The sequence below is a fragment of the Streptomyces sp. PsTaAH-124 genome (assembly GCF_000373685.1).
Classification (GTDB): domain Bacteria; phylum Actinomycetota; class Actinomycetes; order Streptomycetales; family Streptomycetaceae; genus Streptomyces; species Streptomyces andamanensis.
Genome location: NZ_KB892206.1, coordinates 325699 through 344689 on the forward strand (window position 1 = coordinate 325699; position 18991 = coordinate 344689).

At 73.3% G+C, this 18991-nt stretch carries 17 protein-coding genes and 2 tRNA genes; 1 reads left to right on the top strand and 18 read right to left on the bottom strand.

The annotated features are described in order from the left end of the window. Positions 1 to 105 precede the first annotated feature (105 nt). From B086_RS0133340 to B086_RS45190, 16 genes are all read right to left on the bottom strand, one after another. Positions 106 to 987, bottom strand: coding sequence for a YceI family protein (locus B086_RS0133340; RefSeq protein ID WP_026253030.1), 882 nt, complete (start codon positions 985 to 987; stop codon positions 106 to 108). Positions 988 to 1208: 221 nt separating this feature from the next. Further along, on the bottom strand, positions 1209 to 3734 hold the full coding sequence (locus tag B086_RS0133345) for a ComEC/Rec2 family competence protein (protein ID WP_018570782.1): 2526 nt from the start codon (positions 3732 to 3734) through the stop codon (positions 1209 to 1211). A 188-nt stretch (positions 3735 to 3922) separates the two neighbouring features. Then, positions 3923 to 5155, bottom strand: coding sequence for a ComEA family DNA-binding protein (locus B086_RS41430; RefSeq protein WP_037874305.1), 1233 nt, complete (start codon positions 5153 to 5155; stop codon positions 3923 to 3925). 95 nt (positions 5156 to 5250) lie between these two features. After that, complete coding sequence (locus B086_RS0133355) at positions 5251 to 6096, bottom strand: DegV family protein (protein ID WP_018570784.1); 846 nt, start codon at positions 6094 to 6096, stop codon at positions 5251 to 5253. A 127-nt stretch (positions 6097 to 6223) separates the two neighbouring features. Then, on the bottom strand, positions 6224 to 7018 hold the full coding sequence (locus B086_RS0133360; protein WP_018570785.1) for a hypothetical protein: 795 nt from the start codon (positions 7016 to 7018) through the stop codon (positions 6224 to 6226). Between the two features lie 128 nt (positions 7019 to 7146). Continuing rightward, the gene (gene leuS, locus B086_RS0133365) at positions 7147 to 10026 is read right to left on the bottom strand and encodes a leucine--tRNA ligase (protein WP_018570786.1); all 2880 of its coding nucleotides are present in this window, start codon (positions 10024 to 10026) and stop codon (positions 7147 to 7149) included. 348 nt (positions 10027 to 10374) lie between these two features. Then, a tRNA-Ala gene (locus B086_RS0133370) sits at positions 10375 to 10447 on the bottom strand. A gap of 180 nt (positions 10448 to 10627) precedes the next feature. After that, the gene (locus tag B086_RS0133375; RefSeq protein ID WP_006136074.1) at positions 10628 to 10861 is read right to left on the bottom strand and encodes a hypothetical protein; all 234 of its coding nucleotides are present in this window, start codon (positions 10859 to 10861) and stop codon (positions 10628 to 10630) included. 3 nt (positions 10862 to 10864) lie between these two features. Next, a complete protein-coding gene (locus B086_RS0133380) occupies positions 10865 to 11044 on the bottom strand; it encodes a hypothetical protein (protein ID WP_018570787.1) in 180 nt (59 codons plus the stop codon). Between the two features lie 208 nt (positions 11045 to 11252). After that, positions 11253 to 11325: transfer RNA gene (locus tag B086_RS0133385), tRNA-Ala, on the bottom strand. Between the two features lie 107 nt (positions 11326 to 11432). Beyond that, positions 11433 to 12110 (bottom strand): histidine phosphatase family protein, encoded by a 678-nt coding sequence (locus B086_RS0133390; RefSeq protein WP_018570788.1) that lies wholly within the window; start codon positions 12108 to 12110, stop codon positions 11433 to 11435. After that, positions 12101 to 12547: a ribosome silencing factor gene (gene rsfS / locus B086_RS0133395; protein ID WP_018570789.1), complete on the bottom strand. Its 447-nt coding sequence runs from the start codon at positions 12545 to 12547 to the stop codon at positions 12101 to 12103. The genes B086_RS0133390 and rsfS overlap by 10 nt, the downstream gene beginning before the upstream one ends. Positions 12548 to 12623: 76 nt before the next feature. Beyond that, positions 12624 to 14510: an LCP family protein gene (locus tag B086_RS0133400; protein WP_018570790.1), complete on the bottom strand. Its 1887-nt coding sequence runs from the start codon at positions 14508 to 14510 to the stop codon at positions 12624 to 12626. Between the two features lie 16 nt (positions 14511 to 14526). After that, on the bottom strand, positions 14527 to 15201 hold the full coding sequence (nadD, locus tag B086_RS0133405; protein ID WP_026253032.1) for a nicotinate-nucleotide adenylyltransferase: 675 nt from the start codon (positions 15199 to 15201) through the stop codon (positions 14527 to 14529). Positions 15202 to 15244: 43 nt separating this feature from the next. Continuing rightward, positions 15245 to 15400 (bottom strand): hypothetical protein, encoded by a 156-nt coding sequence (locus B086_RS45185; RefSeq protein ID WP_026253033.1) that lies wholly within the window; start codon positions 15398 to 15400, stop codon positions 15245 to 15247. A 200-nt stretch (positions 15401 to 15600) separates the two neighbouring features. Beyond that, on the bottom strand, positions 15601 to 15765 hold the full coding sequence (locus tag B086_RS45190; RefSeq protein WP_018570793.1) for a hypothetical protein: 165 nt from the start codon (positions 15763 to 15765) through the stop codon (positions 15601 to 15603). 99 nt (positions 15766 to 15864) lie between these two features. On the opposite strand from B086_RS45190, the gene B086_RS0133420 reads away from it, so the two are divergent. Beyond that, positions 15865 to 17037: a M48 family metallopeptidase gene (locus tag B086_RS0133420; protein ID WP_018570794.1), complete on the top strand. Its 1173-nt coding sequence runs from the start codon at positions 15865 to 15867 to the stop codon at positions 17035 to 17037. Positions 17038 to 17117: 80 nt separating this feature from the next. Here the strand turns inward: B086_RS0133420 and B086_RS0133425 are convergent, their stop codons facing one another. Together B086_RS0133425 and B086_RS0133430 are read right to left on the bottom strand one after the other, a co-directional pair. Then, entirely contained in the window at positions 17118 to 18200 is a 1083-nt protein-coding gene (locus B086_RS0133425) for a hypothetical protein (RefSeq protein ID WP_026253034.1), read from the bottom strand. 101 nt (positions 18201 to 18301) lie between these two features. After that, a complete protein-coding gene (locus B086_RS0133430; RefSeq protein WP_078509942.1) occupies positions 18302 to 18916 on the bottom strand; it encodes a hypothetical protein in 615 nt (204 codons plus the stop codon). Positions 18917 to 18991 lie beyond the last annotated feature (75 nt).

Consider the following 18991-nt stretch of genomic DNA (forward strand, 5'->3'; position numbering starts at 1 on the left):
GGATGCGGTGGATGCGGTGGAGCAGCGCACCGTCGCCGGGCACCGGCCCCGGACCCGCCCCCGGCCGCCCCGCCGTCATCGGCGCTACCGGCGAACCGCCCGGCCTCAGCCCTTGGGCACGATCTGTATGTCGAGTTCGACCTTGATGGTGGGGCCGACCACGGCGATGCCGCGCGCCAGCATCGTCTGCCAGCTGACGGTGAAGTCGTCGCGGTGCAGCTCGGCGGTGGCCCGGCAGGCCGCCCGGACCTCGCCCTCCATGCCGTGGCCGAGGCCCAGGTAGTCCGTGTCCAGGGTGACCGTGCGGGTCACACCGTGCAGGGAGAGCGCGCCGGTGATCGCCCACCGGTTGCCGCCGCGGTGCGCGAACCGGTCGCCGTAGAACTCCAGCGTCGGGAACCGCGCCACGTCCAGGAAGTCCGGCGAACGCAGGTGGTCGTCGCGCATCCTGACGTTGGTGTCGATGGACGCCGCGTCGATCACCACATGCATCGCCGACTGCTCGATGTCCTCGGCGACCCGCAGCACCCCGGCGAAGGAGTTGAACCGGCCGTGGATCCGGGCCAGTCCGATGTGCCGGGCGGTGAACCCGATGGAGGAGTGCGTGGGCTCGATGTCCCAGTCGCCCGGCGCGGGCAGCTCGGGCGGCTGCGCGACCTGCAACGTCACATCGCCGAGCGAGGTGAGCGAGCTCTCCGCGACGGTCGCGGCGGCCCGGTAGGGCGCGTACCCCTCGGCGGACACGGCGAGCCGGTACTCCCCCGCGGGCACCGCCGCCACGAACGAGCCGAACGGGTCCGTCCCGCCGCCGACCACCTTGCGCCCCACGCTGTCCATCACCGCGAACTCCGCCTGCGGCACCGGCTGGCTGACCGGATCGAGCACCCGGCAGCTGAGCACCCCGGCGTCCGGTGGGGTCCGCACCGCCGCCAGGGGACTCGTCCGTTGCACTCGCTTCGTACGGCTTCCCAGCAAGCGGCCGATCATCTACGACACCCTCTGCACGATGTGACAACACCTGTTTCCGAAGAATCATTCGATCACCGATGAGGCATTCGAGGCAACACGGGGCCACATCATGGGAAACCAGTGCATGTGCTGCCTCTCGCACGAGTAGCCGGATGTGACCTGAATTACCCGTTCAGGGAAGGGTTTCGCACCGCGCCCGGCGGCGCGTCGGTGGGTGCCGTGCGCCACCCCGCACCCCGTCAGTCCCGCACCACGCGCACCCCCGCTCCCTCGCCCGTGACCGCGAGCGCGCCGTCGCGGTCGGTGCGCAGGACCGTGGCGCCCTGGGCGTGCAGGGCGGCGACGGTACGCGGGGACGGGTGGCCGTAGGTGTTGCCCGCGCCGACGGAGATGAGGGCCACTCTCGGGGAGACGAGGTGCATCAGCTCGGGGGCCTGGTACGCCGAGCCGTGGTGGGCGACTTTCAGGATGTCGACGCGGGTCAGCCGGGCCGCGTCGGGCGAGTGGGCCAACTGCTGCTGGGCCGGAGGCTCCAGGTCGCCCAGGAGCAGGAGGCTCAGGGAGCCGGAGCGGACGAGCAGGGTGACGCTGGCGTCGTTGGGGCCGTCCGGGGCGACGGCCGGGCGGGCGGGCGGCCAGAGCACCCGCCAGGCGAGATCGCCGGTGCGCCGCTCCTCGCCCGCGACGGCGCGGGTGAGGGGGATGCCCCGCCGCGCCGCCTCCCGCCGCACGAACGCCGCCTGTTCCGGCGGTTCTTCGTAGGCCGTCGTCTCGATCTCGCCCACCCGGCGCCCCCGCAGCACACCGGGCAGACCTGTCACATGGTCGGCGTGGAAGTGGGTCAGCACGAGCAGCGGGACCCGGGTGACGCCGAGCGCGCGCAGACAGCGGTCCACCCGGCGGGAGTCGGGACCGGCGTCCACCACCACACCGGCGCCGGGGCCCGCCGCCAGCACCGTCGCGTCGCCCTGCCCCACATCGCACATCGCGAACCGCCACCCCGGCGGCGGCCAGCCGGTGATCACCCGGGTCAGCGGCGGCGGCTGCACCACCGCGACCAGGAGCAGCAGCCCGCAGGCGGCGCACAGCCAGGGCCGGTGCAGCAGCCGTCGGCCCAGCAGGACGAGTACGGCCGTGACCAGCGCCAGCAGCAGCGCCCCGGTCCAGTCCCCCGGCCAGTCCACTCCCCCGCCGGGCAGCGCGGCGCCGGTCCTGGCCACCCGCGCGATCCAGGCGGCGGGCCAGCGCGCGCACCGGGCGAGCACCTCGGCCACCGGCATCGCGACCGGTGCGCACGCCAGGGCCGCGAAGCCCAGCACCGTCGCGGGCGCCACCGCGATCTCCGCCAGCAGGTTGCACGGCACCGCCACCAGGCTCACCCGGGCCGACAGCACGGCGACCACCGGCGCGCACAGCGCCTGTGCGGCGGCCGCCGCCGCGAGCGCCTCCGCCGGGCGGGCGGGCATCCCGCGCCGCCGCAGCGCCGCGCTCCACCGGGGAGCCAGGGTGAGCAGGGCTCCGGTGGCCAGCACCGACAGCAGGAAGCCGTAACTGCGAGCCAGCCACGGGTCGTAGAGCACCAGCAGCAGGACGGCCGCCGCCAGGGCCGGAAGCAGCGACCGGCGCCGTCCCGTGGCGAGGGCGAGCAGCACCACCGATCCGCAGGCCGCGGCGCGCAGCACACTCGGGTCGGGCCGGCACACCACGACGAACCCCAGGGTGAGCACCGAGCCCGCCAGCGCGGTGGCCCGCAGCGACAGGCCGAGCCTCGGTGCCAGGCCCCGGCGTTCGGCGTGCTGGGCGAGGCCGGGCGGGCCGATGAGCAGGGCGAGCAGGATCGTGAGATTGCTCCCGGAGACGGCCAGCACATGGGCGAGGTCCGTGTCCTTGAACGCCTGGTCCAGCTCGGGTGTGATCCGCGAGGTGTCCCCGACGACGAGTCCCGGCAGCAGGGCGCGCGCGTCCCCCGGCAGGCCGTCGGTCGCCGCGCGCAGACCGGCCCGCAGCCGGCCCGCCAGGCGTTGCGGCGCGGAGGGGCCCGCGGTCACCTCGGGGGCCGCCCCGCCCGTCCCGCTCGCCTGGACCCTCAGCACCGCCGCGATCCGGTCACCGCCCGTCAGCGGAGGCGCCAGCCGTCCGGTCACCCGCAGCCGGGTGGACGGCAGCAGGCCCAGCCAGGGGGACGTGCTCCGGGGGCCGGATCCGTCCGTGCGCGGTCCGGTGGTCGCCCTGTCCTCGGCGGCCGGGGCGCGGGTGTTCACGAGGACCAGCACCGGCGCGCGGGTCGCCACCGCGGCTCCGCCCGGCCGCTGGACCCGCCGTACCTCCGCCTCGGCCAGCACGGAGACGGGCGCCATGTGGTCGCCGCTGACCCGGGGCCGGGTGAGCCGGGGATCGGAGGTCAGCTCCACCTCGGCGGTCACCGTCGCGTACTGCCGCGCCAGGCCGGGGACCGGTCCGCGCCGTACGTCCGCGCCGTGCAGTCCCGCGGAGGCGGCGGCCGCGGCGGCGGCGAGCAGCGCGAGCGCGGTGGCGGTGCGCAGCCAGGGGTGCGGGCGGCGGTCCCGGTGGGACCGCCGCAGGAGGAGCGGAACTCCCACGGCGAGGCAGGCGACGACGACTGCCGTCACCTGGCGCACGGAGGCGTCCAGGGCCAGCGCCGCGGTCGCCCAGGCGGCGAGGGCGGGAGGCACCAGCCGCAGATCGGGCGGGCCCTCCTGCCGGGGACGGGAGGCACCGAGCCGGTGGCCGGAGGCGAGGTGCACCGGGGAGCGGGGACGGGGGGCGGTGTCGGTGCGCGAGGTCTCCGGGGCCGCGGACTGGCCCGGCGGTGTGCCGGGGGCGCGGGTCGCGGCGGGCGGGTTGTCGGGGGTCCAGGTATCAGGGGTTCGAGTGTCAGGGGTTCGAGTGTCGGGGGTTCGGGTGTCGGGGGTTCGAGTGGTCGCGGGCGGGGTCATTCCGTCACCAGGCCGCGCAGGTCGGCGAAGCGGCGGTCGCCGATGCCGGTGACCTGGCGCAGTTCCTCCACCGAGCGGAAGCCGCCGTGCCGACTGCGGTAGTCGACGATGTGCTGGGCCAGTACCGGGCCGACACCGGGCAGTGTCTCCAACTGGTCGGCGGTGGCGGTGTTGAGGGAGACCGGGCCCGCCGGGGCCCCGGCCGCGCCCGGGGCCCCGGCGCCCGAGGCCGCCCCCGCCCCCGCTCCGGTGGCCGGTGCCGGTCCGCCGACGACCAGTTGCTCGCCGTCCACGAGGAATCTCGCCCGGTTGAGGCCGTCGAGGTCGGTCCCGGGCCGTACACCGCCGGCCGCCCGGAGTGCGTCGGTGACCCGTGAACCGGCCGGGAGGCGGTGGACTCCGGGGTGCCGGACCTTGCCGCTCACGTCCACCATGATCTGGCGGGCCCCGGTCGGGGCAGCGGCCCCCGGCGGTGCGGCGGCCGGGGCGGCCGATGCCACCGGGAAGTCCGGCGCTGCGCTCCGGTCGTCACCGGTGACACGGCCCGGCCGGGACGCCGCCGCCCGGACCACCTCGGGTGCCGCGACGGACTGGGTGCGGCCGGTCCAGAAGTGCTGCACGGCCAGGACAGCCGCGGCGACGAGCACCACCGTCAGCGCGATCACATGCCTGCGCTCGACCCCGCACCGCGCCTGGAGCCACAGCGGCAGCCGCTCGCGCAGGGCGAGGGCGAGGGCGGCCGGGCCGCGCCGGGTCCGCGCCGCCTCCTCCGCGGCGCCGGTCGCGGCAGGCGTACCAGCCGTACCGGGAGGGGTGTCCGCAGGCACCGCCGAAGACATCACGGAAGCCATCACGGAAGCGGCCGGGTGAGCCGGGGACGCCGGGGGCGCGACCGGCCGGGCCCCTGGCGCGAGCGGCGGCACCGAGCGCGCAGGCCGGGAGGCGCTGTCGCGCCCAGCCCCGGGACCGTCGCCGGCTCCGACCGCACCGCCCGGAGGTCCGCTCCCCGATGCCTCCGCTTCCCCCGTCTCCTCCGCGCGGGCGGGACACCCGGCGAACAGGGCCTCGGCGCGGCGGCGCAGGTCCTCGGCCGGGGCCTGGTGGCGGCGGGGTCCGGAGCGGGTGGGAGCGGGGTGGTGGCGGCGGCCATGGGTGCGGCTGTCCGAGCCCGGGGCGCGACCCGGGCCGCTGGTCGCCGTCACGGGGCGTGGATGCGGTCGAAGTGCCATGGCGTCAGCATCGGACAGCCCGTCACTTCATGATGATCTTGCTCAATTTCCGGGGACCACCCGCCGGTTGTGGACAACCGCGTCACCCACACGGGTCAGCGCGGGGAGACCACGACCCCCAGCAGCCCCGGCCCGGTGTGCGCGCCGATCACCGCGCCGACCTCGCTCACATGCAGGTCGGCGAGGCCCGGCACCCGGGCCCGCAGCCGGTCGGCGAGCGCCGCGGCCCGGTCGGGGGCGGCGAGATGGTGGACGGCGATGTCGATGCCGTCCCCGCTCGCGCGCTCGGCCGCGATCTCCTCCAGGCGGGCGATGGCCCTGGAGGCGGTCCGCACCTTCTCCAGCAGCTCGATCCGGCCGTCCTGGAGTTGCAGCAGGGGTTTGACGGCGAGTGCGGAGCCGAGCAGGGCCTGTGCGGTGCCGATGCGTCCGCCCCGGCGCAGATAGTCGAGCGTGTCGACGTAGAAGTGCGCGGAGGTGCCCGCGGCGCGCTTCTCGGCGGCCGCGACCGCCTCGTCCACCGTGCCGCCGCCCTCCGCCGTCTCGGCGGCGGCCACGGCGCAGAAGCCGAGGGCCATCGCGACCATCCCGGTGTCCACGACCCGGACCGGGACCGGCGCCTCGCGGGCGGCGAGCACGGCGGCGTCATGGGTGCCCGACAGCTCCGCCGACAGATGCAGGGAGACGATGCCGGTCGCGCCGGACTCGGCGAGCCGTCGGTAGGTCTCGGCGAAGCGCTCGGGGCTGGGGCGCGAGGTGGTGACGGAGCGCCGCTTCTGGAGGGCCTGGGCGAGGGAGCGGGTCGAGATCTCGGTGCCCTCTTCGAGAGCCCGGTCGCCGAGGACCACGGTCAGCGGGACCGCGGTGATGCCGTGGCGCTCCATCGTCCGCGGCGGCAGGTAGGCCGTTGAATCGGTGACGATCGCGACATGGCGGGACATGAGCTGGAGGTTACCTGCCGTAGCGTCCGGGTGGCAGTCCAGCCCCTCTGACCGGGTGCGCAGGTGGCCGGAACAGATGGCCGGAACCGGTGGGGCGGGCGGAGCGGGATCCGCCGGGCCCGGCGGCTCAGGTGGTGCTCTCGGGGCGGGGCTTCTTCTGCCAGGAGTAGGTGGGGCGGCGCACCGGCTCCGTGAGGGCGGGGCGGTCCCCTCCGCGGTCCGCGTCCCGGGCCTGCCCCCGGTCCCGCTCCCGGTCCGAGGACGGCCGGGCGGCCTGCTCGTCCGGGGACGGCCACAAGCCGCCCTCGTCCGGTCGGGAGGCCCCAGGTCCGGTGCCACCGGCGCCGCCCGCACCATCGGTGCCGCCGGTGTTGCCGGTGCTGGTCCAGTGGCGCAGGGCGTCGGCCTCCACGCCAATCTGGTCGCTCAGCACGTCCAGGTCGTCGTCGGCGAAGCGGCGGGCGCGGTCGTGGGCGGCCCAGCGCAGGGCGTCGGCCGAATCCGTGACGCGCCGGGTCCGCTCGGCCAGGGCCGGGAGCCGCTCGGCGAGCGTCGCGCGGTTCGGCTCGCTCTCCAGCCGCTTGAGTTCGTGGTCCAGTTCGCGCCCGTGGATGCTGAGGCGTTCGAACAGGGCGACGGACTCCTTGAGGGACTCGTCCTCGGTGGCGCCCGCGTACAGGGCGTCCTGGGTGGCGCGCATGGAGGTGCGCAGGCCGAGCCGGAGCTGGGCCAGTTCACCGGCCGGGCCCGGCTGGGCGAAGGACTTGGCCCGCAGGGTCTGGTCCTCCACCGCGCGGCGCGCCTGGTGGATCGTGCGGTCCACACCGCGCTTGGCGGCGCCGACCGCCTTGACCGTGGCGTAGGCGCCCACGCCCAGGCAGAGCAGGAAGAGCACGGCGAAGACCGCGATGACTGCTTCCACGACGCTCCTCCTCGGCTCGGCGGCGCGCTGCGCGCCACCCCTCCACGGTAAACGCAGCGGGCAGGTCCGGGGTTCCATGAAAACCCCGAACCTGCCCGTAGGGGACTACCCCGAGGCCGCGCCGCGCATCACGCGGTCACGATGTTCACCAGCTTCGGCGCGCGGACGATCACCTTGCGGATGCCCGCGCCGGCCAGCGCCGCCACGACCTTCTCGTCGGCGAGCGCCGCCTTCTCCAGCTCGTCCTCGGAGATGGCCGGCGGCACCTCCAGGCGGGCCTTGACCTTGCCCTTGATCTGGACGACGCAGGTCACGGTCTCGTCCACGACGTAGGCCGGGTCGGCGACGGGGAAGTCGCGGTGGACGACCGAGTCGCTGTGGCCCAGCCGGTGCCACAGCTCCTCGGCGATGTGCGGGGCCAGCGGCGCCACCATCAGCACCAGCGGTTCGGCCACCGCGCGGGAGAGCGGACCGCCCGTCTTCGTCAGGTGGTTGTTCAGCTCGGTGATCTTGGCGATGGCCGTGTTGAAGCGCAGGTGCTCCAGGTCCTGGCGCACACCGTCGATCGCCTTGTGCAGGGCCCGCAGCGTCTCCTCGTCGGGCTCGGCGGCGGAGACGGTGACCTCACCGGTGGTCTCGTCGACGATGTTGCGCCACAGCCGCTGGAGCAGCCGGTACTGGCCGACCACCGCGCGCGTGTCCCACGGCCGGGAGACGTCCAGCGGGCCCATCGCCATCTCGTACAGGCGCAGGGTGTCGGCGCCGTACTCGGCGCAGATCTCGTCCGGGGTGACCGCGTTCTTCAGGGACTTGCCCATCTTGCCCAGCAGCCGGGAGACCTTCTCGCCCGCGTGGTAGTACGCGCCGTCGCGCTCCTCCACCTCGGCGGCCGGCACCGCGATGCCGCGGCTGTCGCGGTAGACGAACGCCTGGATCATGCCCTGGTTGAACAGCTTGTGGAACGGCTCGGCGGAGGAGACGTACCCCAGGTCGAAGAGGACCTTGGACCAGAAGCGCGCGTACAGCAGGTGCAGCACGGCGTGTTCGGCACCGCCCACGTACAGGTCGACGCCGCCGTGCGGCATGCCCTCGCGCGGGCCCATCCAGTAGCGCTCGATCTCCGGGTCGACCAGCGCGCGGTCGTTGTGCGGGTCCAGGTAGCGGAACTCGTACCAGCAGGAACCGGCCCAGTTGGGCATGGTGTTGGTCTCGCGGCGGTACTTCTTCGGGCCGTCGCCCAGGTCCAGGGTGACGTGGACCCAGTCCTCGTTGCGCGACAGCGGCGTCTCGGGCCGGGTGTCGGCGTCGTCCGGGTCGAAGGTGCGCGGGCTGTAGTCCTCGACCTCGGGCAGCTCCAGCGGCAGCATCGACTCGGGCAGCGGATGCGCGATGCCGTCCTCGTCGTAGACGATCGGGAAGGGCTCGCCCCAGTAGCGCTGGCGGCTGAACAGCCAGTCGCGCAGGCGGAAGTTGACGGTGCCCTCACCGGTGCCGGTGCGCTCCAGCCACTCGGTGATGCGCGCCTTGGCCTCGACGACGCCCAGGCCGTCCAGGGAGATCTCGTCGTTGGCGGAGTTGATGATCCTCGCGTCGTGGGAGCCGAAGGCGTCCTCCCACGTGGCGGTGTCGGTGCCGCGGCCGTCGGTGGGCTCGACCACGCAGTGGATCGGCAGCTCGAAGGCGCGCGCGAACTCGAAGTCGCGCTGGTCGCCCGCCGGGACGGCCATGATCGCGCCGGTGCCGTAGCCCATCAGGACGTAGTCCGCGATGAACACCGGCACCCGCTCGCCGTTGACCGGGTTCGTGGCGTACGCGCCGATGAAGACGCCGGTCTTGTCCTTGGCCTCGGCCTGGCGCTCCACGTCGGACTTGGCGGCGGCCTGCGCGCGGTAGGCGGCGACGGCCTCGGCGGGCGTGGCGTGGCCGCCGGTCCACACCTCGTGGGTGCCCTCGGGCCAGGCGGCCGGGACGAACTTCTCGACCAGCGGGTGCTCGGGGGCCAGCACCATGTAGGTGGCGCCGAACAGGGTGTCGGGGCGGGTGGTGAAGACGGTGATGCGCTCGCCGTCGATCGGGAAGCCGACGCGGGCGCCCTCCGAGCGGCCGATCCAGTTGCGCTGCTGGAGCTTGATGGCCTCGGGCCAGTCCAGCTCCTCCAGGTCGTCCAGCAGCCGGTCGGCGTAGGCGGTGATGCGCATGTTCCACTGGCGCAGCTTGGCCTTGAAGACGGGGAAGTTGCCGCGCTCGGAGCGGCCGTCGGCGGTGACCTCCTCGTTGGCCAGCACGGTGCCCAGGCCGGGGCACCAGTTGACGGGCGCGTCGGAGGCGTAGGCCAGACGGAAGCCGCCCAGGACGTCGGCGCGCTCGGCGGCGGTCAGCTCGCTCCACGCGCGCGTGTGCCCGGGTACCGGGCGCTCACCGGACTCGAAGCGCGCGACCAGTTCGGCGATCGGGCGGGCCCGCCCGGCCTCCTCGTCGTACCAGGAGTTGAAGATCTGTAGGAAGATCCACTGGGTCCACTTGTAGTACTCCGGGTCGATCGTCGCGAACGACCGGCGCTTGTCGTGGCCCAGGCCCAGCCGGCGCAGCTGGGCCTTCATGTTCTCCATGTTGGCCTCGGTGGACACGCGCGGGTGCGTGCCGGTCTGCACGGCGTACTGCTCGGCGGGCAGGCCGAAGGCGTCGAAGCCCAGGGTGTGCAGCACGTTGTGGCCGCTCATCCGCTGGAACCGGGCATAGACGTCGGTGGCGATGTACCCCAGGGGGTGGCCGACGTGCAGGCCCGCACCGGAGGGGTACGGGAACATGTCCATGATGAACTTCTTGGGACGGGCGGCCAGCTCCGGGTCCCCGGCCAGGTCACCGGTGGGGTTCGGCGCCGCGTAGGTGCCGTCGGCGTCCCAGAAGTCCTGCCAGCGTGCCTCGATGTCGGCCGCCACGGCGGCCGTGTAGCGGTGCGGCGCAGTCTCCGCCTGGCCGGCGGTGGCTGCGGGGTTCGTCTCGCTCATGATCCTCAAAGCTCCATCGATCGTCTCTGCCCGCGGCTGCGACTTTCCGGAAATGAAAAATCCCCTCGCACAGGAGGGGACGCCGCGCCGATGCCGACCCACCGATTGACCCGGCGGTCGGGAGTGATCAGCGCGGCTCGCTAAGCAGAAGGCGTACGGCACGCATGGCGTCAGGGTACCGCAGCCGTCGAGCGGCCCGCGACAGGCTTGTGGACGACCGGGGCGAGGGCCACCGGGAGGGGACACGGCGGGTGGGGGCCGGAGGCACCCGCAGGGGCACCGGCAGGGGCACCGGAGACATACGCCGAAGGCGGGCCGCCCGCTCGGACGACCCGCCTTCGATTCCTGTGGAGCTAAGGAGAATTGAACTCCTGACCTCCTGCATGCCATGCAGGCGCTCTACCAACTGAGCTATAGCCCCTTGTCCCGCTTCCGCCCGGTTTCCCCGGCGGCGACGCCAACATTACACGGTCCAGGGGGTGCTTCACCAAATCGGTTTCCGCTTCGCCCGAGATGACCGATATCGACCAGTTTGATCAGCCGGATCGGTCGGTCGACCGGCCGGTCTGGCGGTCTGCCGGTCGGTCTGCCGGTCGGGTCGTCACGCCGTGACGAACGAGTAGAACCGCTTCAGTGTGCAGTGCTCCTCCAGGAGCCGCCCGTAGATCGGTTCGCCCTCCAGCTCGCGGTACGTCTCGATCGGGTCGCCTTTTATGATCAGCGCCCGCGCGCACTCCTCGCACCAGTACTGGTAGTCGGGGTTGATCGGCTCCATGTCACGGACGATCGGCGTACCGCTGCCGCACCAGTCGCACTTACGCCTGTGGGCACCCATCGATCAGCTCCAGCTGTGGCCGCAGGCCGTGCACACGTACGAGACCCCGCCGTTGTCGCCGAGGACCTGGGCGACATGGAGGGAACCGCAGGAGGGGCAGACCAGGCGGGTGGCGGTGGCGGTGGCGCGTATCGACGCCGCACCGAGGAGGTGTCCGCCCTCCTCGAGGATGCTCGCAGGCATCGCCACTCCCTCCCAGTCGGGCCGCGCCCCCTTCCGGCCGTTTGATTCTGCCACGGCCACCGGGCCTCTTCGCAGAGGTAGCGGAGGTATACGTACCCGGACCTCGGCGGATCCGGGGCAGGAGGGGGCGTAAAGCAGAGAATCCCGCCCCTTGCGGGACGGGATTCTCTTCACCGATCTCTGGCTCTCCTCGCGGAGGACCGATCAGTGGAGCTAAGGAGAATTGAACTCCTGACCTCCTGCATGCCATGCAGGCGCTCTACCAACTGAGCTATAGCCCCTCGTTCACTCCCCGCGCTGCGGGGCGAACAAGAAGAACTTTAGCCTGCGACCTGCCGGAAAGTGAAATCCGGGTCCCTCGCGGGGGACAGCCCGCCCGGGGGCGGGCTCAGGTGTCGTCGCCGAGGACCGGCTCCGGGAGCGTGCCGGCGTTGTGCTCCAGCAGGCGCCAGCCGCGGGCGCCCTCGCCCAGCACCGACCAGCAGCAGTTGGACAGCCCGCCCAGGCTCTCCCAGTGACGGGCCTCCAGGCCGAGCAGACGCCCGATGGTCGTACGGATGGTGCCGCCGTGGCTGACCACCACCAGCGTGCCGTCCTCGGGCAGCTTGTCCGCGTGCCGCAGCACCACGGGGGCGGCGCGGTCGGCGACCTCGCTCTCCAGTTCGCCCCCGCCCCGGCGCACCGGCTCGCCGCGCTTCCACGCGGCGTACTCCTCGCCGTACCGGGCGATGATCTCCTCGTGCGTGAGCCCCTGCCACACGCCCGCGTAGGTCTCGCGCAGACCCTCGTCGCGGGCGACCTCCAGACCGGTGAGGGCGGCCAGCTCGTCGGCGGTGCGCGCGGCCCGCTTCAGGTCGGAGGAGACGATCGCGTCCGGGCCGAGGGAGGCCAGCAGACGGGCGGCCCGGCGGGCCTGGCCGACGCCGGTCCCGGTCAGCTCGACGTCCGTGGAGCCCTGGAAGCGGCGCTCCACGTTCCACGAGGTCTGGCCGTGCCGCCAGAGGATGACGCGGCGGCCCCGGCCGGGCGGCCGGACGGCCGCCTCAGCGGCGCCGCTCACCGCCACTCACCGTCCGGCTGCGCCGGCTCCTCGGCGGCCTGGAGCCTGGCGTGCTCCGCAGCCTTGCCGCGGGTCGCCTTCGCCTCCTCGGGCAGCTCCAGCTCGGGGCAGTCCTTCCACAGCCGCTCCAGGGCGTAGAAGACGCGCTCCTCGCTGTGCTGGACGTGGACGACGATGTCGACGTAGTCGAGCAGGATCCAGCGGGCCTCGCGGTCGCCCTCACGGCGGACCGGCTTGACGCCCAGTTCCTTCTGGAGCCGCTCCTCGATCTCGTCGACGATCGACTTGACCTGGCGGTCGTTGGGCGCGGACGCCAGCAGGAAGGCGTCGGTGATCGACAGGACGTCACTGACGTCGTAGGCGATGATGTCGTGCGCGAGCTTGTCGGCGGCCGCCTGCGCGGCGGTGTTGATGAGCTCGATGGAACGGTCGGTCGCGGTCACTACAGGGCTTTCCGTCGGCGGTCACTTGACACCAAGGGTCTCACGGACCGCCGACAGCCCCCACGTCATTACGGGATCACCGGGCGGAGCCGGGCTTGTAGTCCTGGCCGAGCACGACCGAGACGTCGGCGTTCGTGCCGACCGAACCCTTCTTCACGGCGCTCGCGGGCAGGCCCAGCGTCTTGGCGGCCTCGGTGGCGTCGTCCTTGTGGGCGTCGTCGGCGTAGCTGACCTCCGACGCCGGACGGGCCGCGGACGCCGTGCCCCCGTCCAGGAAGGTGAAACCGCCGTTGAGCAGGGTGACGCGCGCCTTGTCGGTGTCGCCCCCGGTGCCGGAGGCGTTCTGCACCGAGACCCGTACCGCCGAGCCCTGGCCGGGGCTCTTCGCGGTGCCGCCCAGGATGTCCTTGACCACGCTGTCGCTGGTCCGCGCAGTCAGCCTGCCGTCGCTCTGCACCGGCAGCAGCGCGGTCCTGAGGTCCCCGCCCTTGGCCAGCTCGGAGAGCTTGGCCAGGAAGGTGCCGAGGTCCTGGTCGGTGAGCGAGGGGTCGAGGATCTGCGCCAGCGTCTGCACGGTGACGGTGGCCGCCTGCGGATCGGAGGAGATCTTGCGCAGCACGCCCTGCATCACCTGCCCGAACCGCTTGAGCCGGACGTTCTGGTCCTCCCCCGGTCCGAGGTAGGTGGCGTAGGCGACGGCCATCCGGCCGCTGAGGGTCTGGCCCGTGCCCTTGTGGACGAGGAGCGTGGTGCCCTTCTTCTTCGCGTCCCGGTCGGGCACGTCGGCATCGATGTCGGCCTCGATGCCGCCGACCAGGTCGACGAGGTTCTGGAGGTAGGGCGTGTCCAGGCGCCAGGTGCCCTGGATGCTGGTGCCGAGCACGGTGTCGAGCTGGTCGCGGGTCCCCGCCGAGCCGTCGTCCTTGACCGACTTGGCCAGGGTGGTGGCGCTGCCGTCGTCGGAGGCCAGGGCGAGGGTGTTGGGCAGCAGGACGGTGGTGCCCTGCTTGGTGGTGGTGTTGTCGACGAGCAGCGCGGTGGAGGTGCCGCCCCCCGCGGTGTCGTGCAGATGGACGACGATCACGTCGCGCTTCTGGGCGCCCGCCGCGGCCGAGGTGCCGGTCCCGCCGCCGGACGACGAGAGACCGGGGAGCTTCCCGGCGTACCAGAGGTAGCCGACGCCGCCGGCCGCGACCAGTGCCAGCACCACGGCCAGCGCGACGAGGCGGCTCCTGGCGCGGCGGCGGGCCTCCTCGCGGCGCTCGGTGCGGTTCTCGGTGAACTTGAGCCAGTCGATGACGTCCTCGGAGTCGTCGCTGGGCTCCTCGACGAACGCGAACTGCTCGGTGCGGTAGTCCGGCGCGTCATCGTCCCCCGGGCCTCCGGTGCGGCCTGGGCCGCCCGTGTGCCCGGCGCCGCCCACGGCGTCAGGGCCGTCCTGCGCCGGGCCGCCGGCCGGGGGGCCCGCCTGGTGCGGGACGCGGGGCTGCTGCGCGGCGGTACGGGGCTGCTGCCCGCCGGCCGGGGCCCGGCCGTACGGGTCGTGGCCGCCGCCGCTCGGGTCGTGGGGCGCGTACGGGTCCGCCTGGACGCCGGAACCGTAGCCGCCGCCTCGGTGCGCGTCGTAGGGCTGCTGCTGCCCGGTCTGGTGCGGGTACGGCTCGTACGGCTCGTACGGCTGCTGGTGGTACGCCTGGTACGGGTCGCCGGGGGCCGGGACGGGCTGCTGGGCGCCGGTGTCCTGGGCGCCGCCGTAGGCGGGCGGGGCCGCGGATTGCCCGCCGTCCGCCGCGTACGGGTCGTAGCCGTAGCCCTGTCCCTGCCCCTGGCTGCCGTAGGCGTCGTACGTCTGCTGGGGAGTCTGCTGGACGGGGACCTGCCGGTACATGGGACGGCCGTACTCGTCGTAGCCGACGAGCTCGTAGCCCTCACTCTCGTACCCAGCGTCGTATCGGTCGTTCACCGGTGCCCCTCTCGGCTCACTCGCCGCGGTACAGCTCGCGCTTGGCGATGTAGCGCACGACTCCGTCCGGCACCATGTACCAGATGGGGTCGCCCTTGGCGACTCTCGCCCGGCAGTCCGTGGAGGAGATGGCCAGGGCGGGGACCTCGACCAGGGAGACGCCACCCTCGGGCAGACCGGGGTCGGTGAGGCTGTGGCCGGGGCGGGTGACGCCGATGAAGTGCGCCAGGGAGAACAGCTCCTCCGAGTCGCGCCAGGTGAGGATCTGGCCGAGCGCGTCGGCACCCGTGATGAAGAACAGGTCCGTGTCGGGGTTGAGGGCGCGCAGATCGCGCAGGGTGTCCACGGTGTACGTGGCGCCGCCGCGGTCGATGTCGATGCGGCTGACGGAGAACTGCGGGTTCTCGGCGGTCGCGATGACCGTCATCAGATAGCGGTCCTCGGCGGCGGAGACCTTGCGGTGGGACTTCTGCCAGGGCTGCCCGGTGGGGACGAACACCACCTCGTCCAGCTCGAACTGCGCGACGACCTCGCTGGCCGCCACGAGGTGCCCGTGGTGGATCGGGTCGAACGTGCCGCCCATGACGCCGAGGCGCCGCTTGCCCGTGAACGAGGGGCCGCTGCCGGGGCCGTACCCGAGGTGCTTCACCGTGTCGCTCACCGGACCGGTAGGCGTGTCCTGCTCTCCCATGCGTGCAGACCCTACCGGCCCGGCCCGAGTGCTCCCGCCGGGCTCAGCGGTCGCGGTTGAAGCGGGTGGTGACCCACAGCAGGAGCAGCAGGATGATGAAGGCGGCCCCGCCCGTCACCACGGGGTTGAGGCTGTCGTGGTGGCCGCCCTCGGCCTCGGCGAGGGTGGCCAACTGGGCAGCGGTGCTGGGGATGCTCATCTTCGGCAGACCTATCCGGGTGTGGGCGGGATAAAGATGTGCGCCCATCGTATGCGCCCGGCTTCCCGCGCCCCACCCCGACTCCACCGTTGTGCGCGGGGACCCCGCGGTTGTGCGTGGTGCCCCACGGTTGTGCGCGGGCGCGCGCCGGGCCGTGCTCCGCACCCGGCGGCGGACGGGCCGGGAACCTTCCGGCGGGGTCAGTCGTCGTTGCGTTTGTAGCCGCGCAGCAGGAACCAGCCGGTGAGCGCACAGCCCAGGACCATCACGACCAGGACGACCTTGAGCAGATAGCCCGATCCCTGGTGCTGGGAGGTGGTGTTCGCGGCCTCGACCAGCCGCACGGCCAGAGGATGGTGCTCCATGGCGGGACTCCTTCGGTGTACTGCCCGCCACGGTATCTCCGCCTAGTGTGGCTCCTGCCTCGGGGGCACATGGGGCGACACCGACGCATGGGGGATGACATGTCCGACGAAGGCCACCGGCACGAGGGCCACCGGCACGACGAGCGCGAGCAGGTGCCGGGCCGGCGCCGCGCGCGCTTCCCGGGGATCTCCTCGCGTGCGTACGAGCATCCGGCCGACCGCTCCGCGCTGGTCGCGCTGCGCAAGCTGAGCGGTTTCGACACGGTGTTCAAGGCCCTCAGCGGCCTGCTGCCCGAGCGCAGTCTGCGGCTGCTCTTCCTGTCCGACTCGGTACGCGTCTCGGACGAGCAGTTCGCACACCTGCACGACATGCTGCGCGACGCCTGCTACATCCTGGACCTGGACAAGGTCCCGCCGATGTACGTCAACCAGGACCCGCAGCCCAACGCGATGTGCATCGGCCTGGACGAGCCGATCATCGTGGTGACCACGGGTCTGGTCGAGCTGCTCGACGAGGAGGAGATGCGGGCGGTCGTCGGCCACGAGGTGGGCCACGCCCTGTCCGGTCACGCGGTGTACCGCACGATCCTGCTGTTCCTGACCAGCCTGGCGGTGCGGGTGGCGTGGATCCCGCTGGGCAACATAGCGATCATGGCCATCGTGACGGCACTGCGCGAGTGGTTCCGCAAGTCGGAGCTGTCGGCGGACCGGGCGGGGCTGCTGGTCGGGCAGGACCTGCGGGCCTCCATGCGCGGTCTGATGAAGATCGCGGGCGGCAACCACCTGCACGAGATGAACGTGGACGCCTTCCTGCGCCAGGCCGAGGAGTACGAGTCGGCGGGCGACCTGCGCGACTCGGTCCTGAAGATCCTGAACGTCCTGCCGCGCACCCACCCCTTCACCACCGTGCGGGCGGCCGAGCTGAAGACGTGGGCCGAGTCGCGCGACTACCAGCGGATCGTGGACGGCCACTATCCGCGCCGCGAGGAGGACAAGGACACCTCCGTCACCGACTCCTTCCGCGAGTCGGCCGCGCACTACGCGGGCCAGGTGAAGAACTCCAAGGACCCGCTGATGAAGCTGGTGACCGACCTGGCGGGCGGCGCGGGCGACCTGGGCGAGAAGGTCCGGCGCGGCTTCAGCGGGTTCACCGGCGGCTCGGGGCCGCGCAAGGACGCCCCCGAGGGCGCCGAGGGTACGAAGGGCGCGAAGGGCGCAGAGGGCGGCGGGGACGGGCCGCCCGCCGGTGGGGCGGCCCGCGAGGAGGACTGAAGCCCTCCCCCGCGCGGGGGCGCTGCGGACGGTTCGGGGCCCGGCGGCTCAGGGCCCCGGAGACTCAGGGCCCCGGCGGCTCAGTTCCTGGGGGCCATGGGCTGGGCGTCGGGGGCCAGGGAGCCGCACACGGCCGCGGTGCCGTCCGGCGCGTACGGGTCCGTCCCGGCCGGGCCCCCGGGCCGGGCGCTCTGGCCGGCCAGCAGTGGCCGGAAGCGGGCGGTGGCGTCCTCGGAGCAGGACAGCGGGCCCGCCTGGACGGTGGACATGACCAGTTGCACCTGGTGCAGCCTGAGGTCGTCGCGGTCGAAGCGGAACCGCAGTTCCCGCCGGACGGTGAAGAGCGAGGCCGCCGCCGTGGCGGCGGAACCGGCCGGCCTGAGGGCGTAGACGAGGACGGGGTCGGCGGTGACCTCCAGGGTGGAGGGGTCGGTCTCGACGACCTGGAGGCTGCCCTGGGCCCGGATGGGGGCGCCGCCCGGTTCCACCCGGCGCGGGTCGAAGCGGACCAGCCAGCCGGTGGCCGCGTGCCGTCCGTCGGCGGGGGCATGGCCGCCGGTGCTGCGGTCGAACTGGTCGAGCTGGTCCGGGTCGAGCAGCGCCCGCACCGCCTCGGTCCGGTCGCCGTGGAGCACCTCCGGGTCGAGGGAGGAGGCGACGATGTAGTCCCGGGCGCCGGTCAGCGCGGCGACGACCTGGCTGTCCGAGAAGTGCGCGGTGCCGCGGTGGGCGGGCAGCGGGATGCCCTCGGCACCGGTGGCGTACGCGGCGGCCGGACTGCGGGCGTACAGCCGGGCGGGATCGCTGTCCCCGGGCACCTTTCCGGTGGGGGCCAGCGGGATCACGGTCGTCCGCAGCTGTTCGACGGGGCGCAGGGTCCGCGCGTCCCGGTAGGGGGTGCGCACGCCCAGGTAGATCGCGGTGGCGAAGGCGACCACGATCAGCAGGAGCAGGAACAGCGCCTGGCGCGGCAGCGAGCGGCGCAGGTGCGGACGGCGGCGGACGGCGGGCGTGTGGTCGGTCATCCGCTCCTGGGCGGAGTACTCCTGGAGGCGGGCAGCGCGCACGAACGATTCGTCGAAGACGACGGATCGGTACTCGTCCTCCGCGCCTGAGGGAGTGCCTTCGGGTGTCCCTTCAGGCGGGTCGCCAGGCCCTCCCATACTTTCAGGGTAGGTCGCGCGGAGCGCCGGTAAACGCGCTGCTCTGCGCCAAGTTGTGACAGCCGCTCGCCATGGGCGGCCGGCCAACGGCCGGTGGGTGCTCAGTGGCCGCCGGGGGCCGCGGACACCGGCGGCCGGGAGTGCTCGGCGGGGGCGGCGGCGCTGCCCTGCTCCAGGCCGGTGGAGGCGGGCGGCGGCACCTGGTCGCGGCTGCCGGAGGAGCCGCCGCGGTAGACCGCGGCGAAGGCCAGGGCGACCATGCCGATGCCCATGACGACCGCGAGCACCCAGGCGACGGGGCGGTGCCAGCGGACCTGTCTGCCGAAGGCACGGGGGCCGCCGAAGCGGTGTGCGAACCCGTCGGGGCCGTCGTCGTCCTGGTGGTCGGCGTCGTCCGGGTCCTCCGCGCCGTGCCGGGTGGCGAAGCCGTGCCGGTCGGCGCCGAAGCGGTCGTCGTGGCGCTCGCCTCTGGTGCGGGCGCGGCGCGCCTCGGCCTCGGACGCCTCTGCTCTGGCCTGGGCCGCGGCCAGCAGGCGTTCGACGGCGGTCGGCTCGTGCACCACGGCCGCCCGTACGAACGCCTCGTCGAAGACCACGGAGGCGAACTCTTCGTCCGACACCCCGCGGTCGTGGTCGTCGTCGGGCTCCCAGCCGTCCGGGAACGGCGTGCCCCCCACGTCCTCCGGCACGGATCCAGAGTAGACCTGGGGGGTCAATTTGGGCAGACCGCAGGGAAATTCATCCGCTTGCTGAGACGGCACCGGGCCGCCCGGGGCGACCGGCGCGGTCCG